Origin of the sequence: Thioclava sp. F34-6 (assembly GCF_002213235.1) — a bacterium.
In the GTDB taxonomy this organism is placed as follows: Bacteria; Pseudomonadota; Alphaproteobacteria; order Rhodobacterales; family Rhodobacteraceae; genus Thioclava; species Thioclava nitratireducens.
Genome location: NZ_NBOA01000001.1, coordinates 212,833 through 225,385 on the forward strand (window position 1 = coordinate 212,833; position 12,553 = coordinate 225,385).

Annotated in this window: 11 protein-coding genes; 6 read left to right on the forward strand and 5 right to left on the reverse strand. The window is 65.3% G+C overall.

The features are described 5' to 3' along the window. The first annotated feature begins 1 nt into the window (after position 1). The 6 genes from B6V72_RS00970 (at position 2) to B6V72_RS00995 (ending at position 6,451) form a co-directional block, all read left to right on the forward strand. Positions 2 to 880: a transglutaminase family protein gene (locus B6V72_RS00970; RefSeq protein ID WP_088734235.1), complete on the forward strand. Its 879-nt coding sequence runs from the start codon at positions 2 to 4 to the stop codon at positions 878 to 880. 219 nt (positions 881 to 1,099) lie between these two features. After that, positions 1,100 to 2,698, forward strand: a complete 1,599-nt coding sequence (locus B6V72_RS00975; protein ID WP_075774993.1) for an ABC transporter substrate-binding protein — start codon at positions 1,100 to 1,102, stop codon at positions 2,696 to 2,698. Between the two features lie 160 nt (positions 2,699 to 2,858). Continuing rightward, complete coding sequence (locus B6V72_RS00980) at positions 2,859 to 3,866, forward strand: ABC transporter permease subunit (RefSeq protein ID WP_075774992.1); 1,008 nt, start codon at positions 2,859 to 2,861, stop codon at positions 3,864 to 3,866. 5 nt (positions 3,867 to 3,871) lie between these two features. Then, a complete protein-coding gene (locus B6V72_RS00985; protein ID WP_075774991.1) occupies positions 3,872 to 4,771 on the forward strand; it encodes an ABC transporter permease subunit in 900 nt (299 codons plus the stop codon). Between the two features lie 4 nt (positions 4,772 to 4,775). Next, a complete protein-coding gene (locus B6V72_RS00990; protein WP_075774990.1) occupies positions 4,776 to 5,609 on the forward strand; it encodes an ABC transporter ATP-binding protein in 834 nt (277 codons plus the stop codon). After that, complete coding sequence (locus B6V72_RS00995) at positions 5,606 to 6,451, forward strand: dipeptide ABC transporter ATP-binding protein (RefSeq protein ID WP_075774989.1); 846 nt, start codon at positions 5,606 to 5,608, stop codon at positions 6,449 to 6,451. The genes B6V72_RS00990 and B6V72_RS00995 overlap by 4 nt, the downstream gene beginning before the upstream one ends. A 365-nt stretch (positions 6,452 to 6,816) precedes the next feature. Here B6V72_RS00995 and B6V72_RS01000 read toward each other — a convergent pair whose 3' ends face one another. The 5 genes from B6V72_RS01000 to B6V72_RS01020 form a co-directional block, all read right to left on the reverse strand. Beyond that, positions 6,817 to 7,584 carry a crotonase/enoyl-CoA hydratase family protein gene (locus B6V72_RS01000; protein WP_088734237.1) on the reverse strand — a complete coding sequence of 256 codons (768 nt, stop codon included), beginning with the start codon at positions 7,582 to 7,584 and terminating at the stop codon, positions 6,817 to 6,819. Next, on the reverse strand, positions 7,581 to 9,257 hold the full coding sequence (locus B6V72_RS01005) for an AMP-binding protein (RefSeq protein ID WP_240497666.1): 1,677 nt from the start codon (positions 9,255 to 9,257) through the stop codon (positions 7,581 to 7,583). Before B6V72_RS01005 ends, B6V72_RS01000 begins: the two co-directional genes overlap by 4 nt. 97 nt (positions 9,258 to 9,354) lie before the next feature. After that, positions 9,355 to 10,623 (reverse strand): organoarsenical effux MFS transporter ArsJ, encoded by a 1,269-nt coding sequence (gene arsJ / locus B6V72_RS01010; RefSeq protein ID WP_088734241.1) that lies wholly within the window; start codon positions 10,621 to 10,623, stop codon positions 9,355 to 9,357. Then, positions 10,620 to 11,618, reverse strand: coding sequence for an ArsJ-associated glyceraldehyde-3-phosphate dehydrogenase (locus B6V72_RS01015; RefSeq protein WP_088734243.1), 999 nt, complete (start codon positions 11,616 to 11,618; stop codon positions 10,620 to 10,622). The genes arsJ and B6V72_RS01015 overlap by 4 nt, the downstream gene beginning before the upstream one ends. 10 nt (positions 11,619 to 11,628) lie before the next feature. Further along, entirely contained in the window at positions 11,629 to 12,468 is an 840-nt protein-coding gene (locus B6V72_RS01020) for a helix-turn-helix domain-containing protein (protein WP_088734245.1), read from the reverse strand. Positions 12,469 to 12,553 lie beyond the last annotated feature (85 nt).

Consider the following 12,553-nt stretch of genomic DNA (forward strand, 5'->3'; position numbering starts at 1 on the left):
GATGCGTTACGAGGTGAAGCTGAAGTTGACCTACAGGTATAACGCGCCATCGGATCATGCGCGGACCCTGCTGCGGGTGCTGCCCTCGGACATCGCGGGGCTGCAAACCGTCACATCGCGGGTGCTCAGCTTCGATCCTCCGCCCGACGAGCGTCACGAGTCGCGCGATTTCTTCGGCAATGGCATGACCTCGGCGGTCTGGCACGCGCCGGTCGCCGAGATCGGAGTGACGCTGAACGCCAGGATTGAGCGCGGGCTGGCGGAGCCGGGGCTGGACCTGTCGTCGCCGCGCGAGGAACTGGCGCAGGAGATCGCGCAATTTCGCAGCCTCGCGCCCGAAGCGCCGCATCACTTCCTCGCGCCCTCGCGCCGCGCCTCGCCGACGAAGGCGATGACCGAGTTCGCCCGGGCGCAGTTGCAGCCGGGCCAGACCGCGCGCGGCGCGATCGAGGCATTGGGGCGTGCGCTGCACCGGGAGATGCGCTTCGATGCGGGCGCGACCGATGTGAACACGCCCGCGGCGGAGGCATTCGCGAACCGCCACGGCGTCTGCCAGGATTTCAGCCATATCATGATCTCCTGCCTGCGCGGGGTGGGCATCCCTGCGGGCTACGTCTCGGGCTTCCTGCGAACCTATCCGCCGCCCGGCCAACCGCGTCTGGAAGGCGCGGATGCGATGCATGCCTGGGTGCGCGCATGGGCGGGGGCGGAGACCGGTTGGATCGAATTCGACCCCACGAACGATCAATATGCGGGCGAGGATTACATCACCGTCGGCTATGGCCGCGACTATGACGACGTGCCGCCTTTGCGCGGCGCGATGCGCGGGGCGGGCGGTCAGCAAAGCGCGCAGGCGGTGGACGTGATCCCGCTCGATTGAGGCGGTGAACGGCGCGCTGCGGCGTGACCCCGTGCCTCGGACGCACGAAAGCTTCACCCGCTCGTGACCCGCGACGTCACGGCATTCATTGACCACGTGATCAAAGCACGATTTACTCCTCACCAGTTTGTGTTTGAACCGTCCCACGATGTCGCGTCCGCGCGACCGTGAGGGGGCGGCGGCACACACGAGAAGACCAACCAACAGGAAGGACAGACCATGACCATTCGCTCGATGCTTTTGGCGGGGGCTGCCGCGGTGATGATGACCGCAGGCGGGGCCGGCGCCAAGACGCTCGTTTACTGCTCGGAAGCGTCGCCGGAAGGCTTCGACCCCGCGCCCTACACCGCGGGCACGACCTTCGACGCCTCTTCGCACCCGGTCTACGACCAGCTCGTCGAATTCAAGCCGGGCACGACCGAGATCGAACCGGGCCTCGCGGAAAGCTGGGACGTCTCGGATGACGGCCTCACCTACACGTTCAACCTGCGCAAGGGCGTGAAATTCCACTCGGTCGAGGGCTTCACCCCGAGCCGCGATTTCAACGCCGATGACGTGATTTTCTCGTTCGACCGTCAGGGCAACAAGGACAACCCCTATTACGCTTACGCGCCGGGCGTTTCCTATGAATACTATGCCGGCATGGACATGCCGACGATCATCAAATCGATCGAGAAAGTCGACGATTACACGGTGAAGTTCACCCTGTCCGAGCCGAACGCGCCGTTCCTCGCCGACCTCGCGATGGACTTCGCGTCGATCCTGTCGAAGGAATATGCCGACAAGCTCGCCGGCGAAGACCGCAAGGCCGACATCAACAACGTGCCCGTCGGCACCGGCCCGTTCTCCTTCGTGGCTTACCAGAAGGACGCCGTGATCCGCTACAAGGCGAATCCGGACTACTTCAAGGGCAAGACCCCGGTCGACGACCTGATCTTCGCGATCACCCCCGATCCGGCGGTGCGCATGCAGAAGCTGCAGGCGGGCGAGTGCCAGATCATGCCGTACCCGGCGCCGGCCGACATTCAGGCGCTCAAGGACGACTCGAACATCAAGGTCGACGAGCAGCCCGGTCTGAACGTGGCCTACCTCGCCTACAACACCACGCAGGCTCCGTTCGACAAGGTCGAAGTCCGCAAGGCGCTGAACATGGCGATCAACAAGGACGCGATCATCGACGCGGTCTTCCAGGGCGCGGGCCAGGTTGCCAAGAACCCGATCCCGCCGACCATGTGGTCCTATAACAAGGACATCAAGGACGACGCCTACGATCCTGAGCAGGCTAAGAAAATGCTCGAGGATGCCGGCGTGAAGGACCTCGAGATGAACATCTGGGCGATGCCCGTGCAGCGGCCCTACATGCCGAACGCGCGCCGCACCGCGGAGCTGATGCAGTCGGATCTCGCCAAGGTCGGCGTGAAGGCGAACATCGTCTCCTACGAGTGGGGCGAGTACCTGAAGAAGTCGAAAGACCCGAGCCGTGACGGCGCGGTGATTCTCGGCTGGACCGGCGACAACGGCGACCCGGACAACTTCCTCGCGGTTCTGCTGGGCTGCTCGGCGGCCGAAAGCGGTGCGAACCGTGCCTTCTGGTGCAATCAGAAATTCGACGATCTGATCACCAAGGCACGTCAGAGCAACGATCAGGCCGAGCGCACCAAGCTCTACAAAGAGGCTCAGGAAGTCTTCAAGGAACAGGCGCCGTGGGACACCATCGCCCACTCGACCGTGTTCATGCCGATGTCCAAGAAGGTCACCGGCTACGTGATGAGCCCGCTGGGCGGTCACGACTTCTATGGGGTGGACATCTCGGAGTGATCCTGAGAATACCCGTCTGATTGAGGCGTCCGGGAGACCGGGCGCCTCGCAATACTTTCAGGGGCCAAACATCGGAGACCGATGACCGCGGGCGCGACAGGGTGCGGCGGGCAGGGGCTCCACGAAGGTTCCGCAGAGAACCGCAAACAGGACCGGTGACATGTTACGTTTCATAATCGGCAAGATCCTCTGGCTGATCCCTACGCTGATCGGCATCACGATCGTGGCTTTCGGCTTCGTTCGGGTGCTGCCCGGGGATCCCGTGCTGCTGATGGCAGGCGAGCGCGGGCTGAGCCCCGAACGCCATGCCGAGCTGGCGCATCAGCTGGGCTTCGATCGCCCGCTCTGGCAGCAATATCTCGAGTTCATCTGGCAACTCGCCCATGGCAATCTCGGCGACAGCCTCGTGACCCACAAACCCGTGCTCGGTGAGTTTTTCGCACTCTTCCCGGCCACGCTGGAGCTGGGCGTCTGCGCGATGTTCCTCGCCGTGGTGATCGGCGTTCCGATCGGCGTGATGGCCGCGATCAAGCGCGGCTCGTGGTTCGATCAGGCGACGATGGGCACGGCGCTGGTGGGCTATTCGATGCCGATCTTCTGGTGGGGCCTGCTGCTCATCATCCTCTTCTCCGGCATTCTGCAATGGACGCCGGTCTCGGGGCGCATCTCGCTGATGTATTACTTCCCCAACGGCACCGGCTTCATGATCTGGGATGCGCTGATGTCGGGTCAGTCCGGCGCGCTCACCTCGGCGCTGAGCCACCTGATCCTGCCCGCGATCGTGCTGGCGACGATCCCGCTCGCGGTGATCGCGCGCCAGACCCGCTCGGCCATGCTTGAAGTGCTGGGCGAGGATTACGTGCGCACCGCACGCGCCAAGGGGATGCCGCCGCGCCGCGTCGTGGGCGTCCACGCGCTGCGCAATGCGATGATCCCGGTCATCACCACGATCGGCCTTCAGGTCGGCATGCTGATGGCGGGCGCGATCCTGACCGAGACGATCTTCTCCTGGCCGGGCATCGGCAAATGGATGGTCGACTCGATTTCGCGGCGCGACTACCCCTCCGTGCAGGGCGGGCTGTTGATGATCGCGCTGATCGTGATGTTCGTGAACCTGATCGTGGATCTGCTCTACGGTCTGATCAATCCGCGTATCCGGCATAGGTGAGTGACATGTCCGAAGTGATCGAAACCGATATCCCGGCCGGCACGCGCCGCGCGCAATTCGCCGAGTTCTGGTTCTATTTCAAGGAAAACCGTGGGGCCGTTCTGGGTCTGGTGGTGTTCGTGCTGATCGCGCTGGCCGCGATCGCGGCGCCGCTGGTCGCGCCCTTCGATCCCGATACGCAGTTCCGTGACGCGCTTCTGGCGGGTCCGCTGACCCATGACGCGAACGGGACGTTCCTGATGGGCACCGACGCGGTCGGGCGCGACATCCTTTCGCGCCTGCTGTTCGGCGCACGCTTCTCGCTGTTCATCGGCGTGATGGTCGTGCTGCTCGCGCTCTCCGTGGGCGTGCTCCTCGGCCTGCTCGCCGGCTGGTTCGGCGGCTGGGTCGATACCGTGATCATGCGGGTGATGGATATCATCCTCGCCTTCCCGTCGCTGCTGCTCGCGCTCGTCTTCGTGGCGGTGCTCGGCCCGGGCCTGATCAATGCGATGATCGCCATCGCCATCGTCTACCAGCCGCATTTCGCACGCCTGACGCGGGCCGCGGTGCTGTCCGAGAAGAACCGTGATTATGTCATGGCCGCACAGGTCGCGGGCGCAGGCCATATGCGCCTGATGTTCCGCACGGTGCTGCCGAATTGTCTCGCGCCGCTGATCGTGCAGGGCACGCTGAGCTTCTCGAACGCGATCCTCGACGTGGCGGCGCTCGGCTTCCTCGGCATGGGGGCGCAGCCGCCGACGCCGGAATGGGGCACGATGCTGTCGGAAGCGCGCGAGTTCATCCTGCGCGCATGGTGGGTCGTGACCTTCCCGGGTATCGCGATCCTCGTGACGGTGCTGGCGATCAACCTGATGGGCGACGGCCTTCGTGACGCGCTCGATCCGAAACTGAAGCGGAGCTGAGCCAATGTCCTTGCTGAAAATCCGCAATCTCACCGTCGAATTCGACACCGCTCAGGGCGCTTTCCGCGCCGTGGACGGGATCGATGTCGAGGTCTCCGGCCGCGAAGTGCTCGCCATCGTGGGCGAATCCGGCTCGGGCAAATCGGTCTCTATGCTCGCCGTGATGGGGCTTCTGCCGCCCACCGCGACGATCACCGCCGACGAGATCACCTATGACGGGCGCGACATGCTGAAAATGTCTGGCCGCGAACGTCGCCAGATCATCGGGAAGGAAATCTCGATGATCTTCCAGGAGCCGATCTCCTCGCTCAACCCCTCCTTCACCTGTGGTTTCCAGGTCGAGGAAGTGCTGACGCGTCATCTTGGCCTGAAGGGCAAGGATGCCCGCAAACGCGCGCTGGAGCTGTTCGAACAGGTCGGCATCCCCGACCCCGAGCGGCGGCTGAACAGCTATCCGCACCAGCTCTCGGGCGGGCAGTGCCAGCGCGTGATGATCGCGATGGCCATCGCCTGCAAGCCGCGCCTGCTGATCGCCGACGAGCCGACGACCGCGCTCGACGTGACGATCCAGAAGCAGATCCTCGATCTGCTGATGAGCCTGCAGGAAGAATACGGCATGGGGCTGATCATGATCACCCATGACATGGGCGTCGTGGCCGAGACCGCCGACCGCGTCTCGGTCCAGTTCAAGGGCCGCAAACTGGAGGAGGCCGACGTGCTCTCACTCTTCGAGAACCCGCAGCATCCCTATACGCGCGCGCTTCTGGCGGCGCTGCCGGAGAACGCGACCGGGGACCGTCTGCTGACCGTCGCCGATGGCTGGGAGGGCGTGCAATGAGTGTGATCCTCGAAGGGCGCGACATCACGCGCGACTACATCGTCTCGGGCGGGTTCCTGCGCGGGGCGAAGACGATCCGGGCGCTGCACGGCATCTCCTTCTCGCTCGAGCAGGGCAAGACGCTGGCCATCGTCGGCGAATCCGGCTGCGGGAAGTCCACGCTGGCGCGTATCCTGACGCTGATCGACCCGGCCAATTCGGGCGATCTGTATATTCAGGGCGAGAAGATCGACATCAAGGAAACCAAGGTGACGTCCGAACTGCGCGCGAAGGTTCAGATCGTCTTCCAGAACCCCTATTCGTCGCTCAACCCGCGCCAGAAGGTGGGCGAGGTTCTGACCGAGCCGCTGATCATCAATACCGACATCCCCGCCAAAGAGCGCCGCAAACGCGCCGAGGAGATGCTGGAGAAGGTCGGCCTCGAGCGGCAGCACTACAACCGCTACCCGCATATGTTCTCGGGCGGCCAGCGCCAGCGGATCGCGATTGCGCGTGCGCTGATGCTGAACCCGCAGATCCTCGTGCTGGACGAACCGGTCTCGGCGCTCGATCTGTCGGTGCAGGCGCAGGTGCTCAACCTGCTCAAGGATCTGCAGGACGAGTTCGACCTGTCCTATATTTTCGTGAGCCACGATCTCTCTGTCGTGCGCTATTTCGCGGATGAGGTGATGGTGATGAATGCGGGCGAGGTGGTGGAATACGCCTCGCGCGATCAGATCTTCGCCAATCCGCAGCACGAATATACCAAGACGCTGCTGGCCGCGACGCCGATCGCCGATGTCGAAAAGATCCGCGAGCGGGTCGAACGTCGAAAGGCGTTCTTGGCTGCGGCGGAGACATAAGTGCCGGGCGCCTCAGGGGCGGCTTGGAGTTAAGAAATGGGCCCGGGGCGATGCGCCTCGGGCCTTTTCGTTTTGCGAAACGCTTGGAGCCGAAACCTGCGCGCGGGCGACCGGCCCGGGCCGCGCGCGATCCTCCCCCCGGGAGGGCGCATTGGCGATGTCATCGCGGGCATTACCGTCGTCCGGGCTTGCGAGATAAAGTGCCGAGCGTCGACGGGAACGAAGCGCCCGCCCGAGGCTCGGGCGCAATTCTTTCCGCGAAACACAGGCGCCCCCTGCGCCGCGACGCGCGGCGCGTTCGCCGCTGAAGCCTTCCACTGGAAGCCTTCCGAGACGCGGCTCACCCCAAGGCTCGGGTGCGGCCCTTATCTCCCGGACCACTCCGGCGCGCGTTTCTCGAGGAAGGCTCGCGCGCCTTCGGCGGCGTCCTCGCTCTCCATCACGGCCTTCAAGGTCCGCGCGTTCTCCTCCCAGAGAGGGTCGACCGCGCGGCGCTCGATCTCGCGCGACAGCCGCAGGGTTTCGCGCAGGGCCAAGGGCGCGTTCTTCGCGACCTCCTCGGCCAGCGCCAGCGCCGCGTCAAATGCCTGCCCGGCCTCGGTGCGGCGGGCGATAAGGCCCAGCTCCCACGCCTCCGCCGTGTCGAAAAGCCGCCCCGTCAGCAGCAATTCGCGCGCCCGGGCCGGGGGGATGAGGCCTGCCAGCCGCAACGCGCCGCCCGCGCCCGCAACCAGACCGCGCAGCACTTCTGGCAGGCCGAAGCGGCAGCCGTCTTCCGCCACGATCATGTCGCAGCCCAAGGCGAGTTCGAACCCGCCTGCGAGCGCCGCGCCGTGGCAGGCGGCGATGATCGGCTTGCTGCGGTGGGATTGGGTCAGGCCGCCGAAACCGCCTTCAGCAAATAGTAACTCCTCGACCTTACCTTCAGTGAAAGCGGCGAGGTCCATGCCCGCGCAGAACACCGCGCCTTCGCCGCGCAGGATGCCGATCTGCAGTGCGTCATCCGCTTCCAGACGGGCTACCGCCTCGGCCAAGGCGTGGCCAGCTTCGGCATTGATCGCGTTGCGCCGCTCGGGGCGGTTGAGGGTGATGATCGCGATCTTGCCGCGGGTCTCGAATAGGACGGGGCTCATTGGGCGGGCTCCTTGGGTAAGCGGGCGCGTAGCGCGTTGCGGATGATCTTGCCGGTGGTGGTCACGGGCATGTCGTCGATCACGTAGATCGCGCGGGGATATTCGTATTTCGCGAGCCGTGCGCGGACATGGGCGGCAAGGTCGTCGCGCAGCGCCTCGGTATCGGCATGGCCGGGGCAGAGCGTGACGAAGGCCGCGACGATCTCGCCGCGCAGCGGATCGGGCTGCCCCACGACGCCCGCCATCTGCACCGCCGGATGCGAGATCAGGCAATCCTCGATTTCGGCGGGGCCGACACGGTAGCCGCCGGTCGAGATGATGTCGTCGTCGCGCCCGATGAAGCGCAGCCTGCCGTCTGCGCCGCTGACGCCCCGGTCGCCGGTCAGCAGCCAGCGCCCGTCGAGGCCGGTCACGAATTTCGCCTCTGTCGCCTCGGGCTGATTGAAATAGCCGAGAAACATCACCGGGTCGGGCGCGCGCACCGCGATCGCGCCTTCCTCGCCATCGGGCAGGATCTGACCCGTCTGGCTGTCGACGATCGCGACCTCGTGGCCCGGCACCGGCCAGCCCATAGCACCCGGTTCTGGCGCATCAAGGCTCGCGGCGGACGAGACCACCATGTTGCACTCCGTCTGGCCGTAGAATTCGTTGATCGTGACGCCAAGCGCCTTGCGCCCCCAGTCGAGGAGCTGCGCGCCCAGCGGCTCGCCCCCCGAGGCGACTGAGCGCATATTGAGGCTCCAAGACAGGCTCTCCGGGTCGGCTTTCATCATCTTCAGCGCGGTGGGCGGCAGGAAAGCGTTGCGCACGCCCAGACGCCGGATCAGATCGGCCGCCGCCTGCGCCGAGAACTTGCGGAAGCGGCAAGCCACGACCGGCACACCGTGATGCAGCGCCGGGAGCAGCACGTCCAAGAGCCCGCCGATCCACGCCCAATCGGCGGGCGTCCAGATGCGGTCGCCCGCCTGCGGCAGGAAATCATGGCTCATCTCGACGCCGGGCAGGTGGCCCAGCAGCACCCGATGGGCATGGAGCGCGCCTTTCGGATTGCCCGTCGTGCCCGAGGTGTAGATCAGCACGCCGGGGGTCTCGGCGCTGGTATCGACGGGGGTGAACTTGGGCGAAGCCTCGGCGAGAGCGGCGTCGAAATCCGCGGCGCCTTCCGGTTGCGTCCCGCCGCCATCGGTGACGAAAACCGTCTCCAGATCGGGCAAGTCGGAGCGGATTGCGGCGATCACCTCGTAACTCGCCGGGTCGGTCACCAGCACCCGCGCGCCGCTGTCGCGCAGCCGGTGCAGCAGCGCCTCGGGGCCGAACAAGGTAAACAGCGGCAGCGAGACGCAGCCCGCCTTGAAGGCCGCGATATGGGCGATGGCGGTCTCGCGGCGTTGCGGCAGCAGGATCGCCACCCGGTCGCCGGTCTCGCGCCCATCGCCGCCTACGCCCCGCCCGGCCAACACGTTGGCGAAGCGGTTCGAGGCCTCGCGCAACGCGCCAAAGGTGGTCTCGCGCACTGCGCCGTAGCCATCCTCTTCGACCTCGATCAGCGCGACGCGGTCAGGCTCGCGCGCGGCCCATTTGTCGCACGTGTCGACGCCGATATTGTAGCGTTCGGGTATGTCCCATCGAAACGCAGCCCGCGTGGCCGCGTAATCCTTGCCGCGTGACAGCACCGGCTCTCCTCCCATTTTGCAAGCGGCGCGGGGGCCGCTTTCCTCCGCGCGTGAGCTAAGCGCGGAGAGCCGGGAATGTCCATCTTTGCTCTCGGGCTTATGCGGGGCTTTGCGCTGAGAGCCGCCCCGCCGCCAGCGCGCTGAAGGCCACCATCACGGTCGCGGTGATCATCACGGCGGGGAGCCCACCCATCTGGTAGCTCAGCCCCGACAGCAGCGTGCCGATCAGCCGCCCGCCCGCATTGGCCATGTAGTAGAAGCCCACATCCATCGTCACCCGCTCGGCCTGCGTGAAGGCGAGGATGAGATAGGAGTGGAGCGAGGAATTCACCGCGAAGATCGCACCGAAGACCAGCAGACCCACGACCAGCACGGTACTGAGCCACAGCGATGGCGTCGGGTCGATCAGCACGGCGGTGCTGAGGAGCGCAGGCACGGCAAGCAGCGCCAGCGCCCAGTGCCGCGCGGCCCCGATCAGTGCGCTTTCGGGGCGGGATTTGGCCTTCAGGATGCGCGGGGCGGCGGCCTGCACCGCGCCGTAGAGGATGATCCAGAGCGCCATGAAGGTGCCCACGAGGAAGAAGGCCGCGCGGTCGCCCGCGTCTGTCCCGTCCGACAAAACCGCATAGAAATAGATCGGGATGCCGACGACGAACCAGACGTCGCGCGCGCCGAACAGGAAAACCCGCGCCGCGGAGAGCCAGTTCACATTGGCCGATTTCGAGAAAACCTCGGAGAATTTCGCGCCCTTGCGCCCGCGCGGCAGGCCCGGCGGCATCGCCACGACGATTGCGGCGAGGATCAGCGCCAGCACCACCGCCATCGCGACCACCGCGTAATCGAAGCCGAGCGCCGCCAGCAGCGCCGCGCCCAGCAGGAAGCCCACGCCCTTCACTGCGTTCTTCGACCCGGTCAGCACCGCGACCCATTTGAAGAGCCCGCCATTGTCGGTGGGCGCCAGCAGCTTCACCGCCGATTTCGAGGACATCTTGGCAAGGTCCTTCGCGACCCCGCTGAGACCCTGCACGATCATCACATACGTGACGGACGCGCCAATCGCCCAACCCGGGTTCAGCTGCGCCAGTGCGATCAGCGCCACGACCTGCAGCGACAGCCCCGCATAGAGCGTCGAGACCAGCCCGAACCGCGCCGCGATCCAGCCCGCCGAGAGGTTCGTGACCATCCCCGCGACTTCATACAGGATGAACAGGTAAGCCAGTTGCACCGGCGAGAAGCCGAGCGTGTGGAAATGCAGCAGCACCAGCATCCGGAGCGCGCCATCGGTGAGCATGAAGGCCCAATAGGCCGCCGTCACCGCGATATAGGCGGAGAAGCCTTCGGGGCGGCTGGCGGGGTGGTCGGTCACAGCGAGGCTCCCACCATCAGTGCGACATCGGCGAGCCGGTAGGCATAGCCCATCTCGTTGTCATACCACGCATAAACCTTCACCTGCGTGCCGTTCACGACCATCGTCGAGGGCGCGTCGATGATCGAGGAGCGGATGTCGTTGGTGTAATCAGACGACACCAGCGGGCGCGTCTCGTAGCCGAGGATGCCGTGCAGATCGCCCTCAGCGGCGGCTTTGAACAGCGCGTTGACTTCTTTGGCGGTCGTTTCGCGCTCGACCTCGAAGACGCAATCGGTGAGCGAGGCGTTCAGAAGCGGGACGCGCACCGCATGGCCGTTCAGGCGGCCCTTCAGCTCGGGGTAGATCAGCGTGATCGCGGTGGCCGAGCCGGTCGTGGTCGGGATCAGCGAATTGAGCGCCGAACGCGCGCGACGCAGGTCCTTCGCGGGGCGATCAACGATGGTCTGGGTGTTGGTCACGTCATGGATCGTGGTGATCGACCCGTGCTTGATCCCCAGGTTCTCGTGGATCACCTTCACCACCGGGGCGAGGCAATTGGTGGTGCAGCTGGCCGCCGTCACGATGCTATGCGCAGCCGGATCGTAGGCGTCATTGTTCACGCCATAGACGATATTCGCGGTCGGGCCGTCCTTCACCGGGGCCGAGACAACGACCTTCTTCACGCCGGCTGCGAAATAGGGGGCGAGCGCGGCTTCGGATTTGAAGACGCCGGTGTAGTCGATCACCACGTCGACCCCGTCCAGCGGCAGGTCCTCGATGTTGCGCGTGCCGATGAAGGGCAGGCGGGTGCCGTCGATGGTGACGCTGTTCGCGTCGCTCGAAAACTCCGCGTCCCAGCGGCCATGAACGGAGTCGAATTCCAGCAGATGCGCTTGCATCGCCGCATCGCCCACCGCGTCGTTGATCCATGCGATCTTCGCACCGCACTCCAGAAGCGGCTTCAAGGCGAGTTTTCCGATGCGGCCGAGGCCATTGAGGGCGTAGGTGGTCATGGTGAGTCCTTCAGTTACGGCCAATGTCATCGACGGCGGATTGCAGCGCGATGCGGTCGAGCGTGGTAAGCGGCAGGGCGGCGAAGGCCTCGATCCGGCGGTGAAGCGCGCCATAGGCCTGCTGGAACGCCAGCGCGCGTTCGGCCTCGGTGCCGGTCGCCTTTACCGGGTCGGGCATCCCCCAATGGCCGCTGATCGGCTGGCCGGGCCAGGGCGGGCATTCCTCGTTGGCGGCGAGATCGCAGACAGTGAAGACGAAATCGAGTACCGGCGCGTCCTCTCCGTGAAACTCGGAGATGTTCTTCGCGCGCAGCGGCTCCACGTCATGGCCCTTGTCGCGCAGCACCTGCACCGCGAAAGGGTTCAGCTCTGAATAGGGTTTCGTGCCCGCCGAATAGGCTTTGAACCGGTCGCCCGCCCGGTCTCGCAGGATCGTCTCGGCAAGGATGGAGCGCGCCGAATTGCCGGTGCAGATGAAAAGCACGTTGAATTTTCGGCCCGTTGCAGATTGCGTCATGCGGCTGTCTCCGCTGGGATCGGGTTGCGTGAGGGGAGAGCAGATATCGGGGCGTCCCTGACAGCAGTCGATCAGAAGCGCGTCGAAGAGGTTGCGCACGGTCTCCATCTCGATCCCGTAGCGCAGCGAAGTGCCGGCCCGCGTCTGACCGATCAGCCCGACTTCGGCGAGGGCTGCGAGATAGGACGAGAGCGTGGAGGGTTTCAGCCCCAGCGCCGCGCCGATTTCGCCTGCGGGCAGCCGGTCGGGATACCGGCGCATCAGCAGCCGGAAGATCGCTAGGCGTTGCGCGTGGCCCAGCACGGTGAGCCGTTGGGGTGTCATCTCATCCATATTTCGAGGTTTTACGAAATAAGAGAGTCGGATCAAGTGAAGCTTTGATGACGGTGCGCGATAGACGGATTACGTGTAAACAATC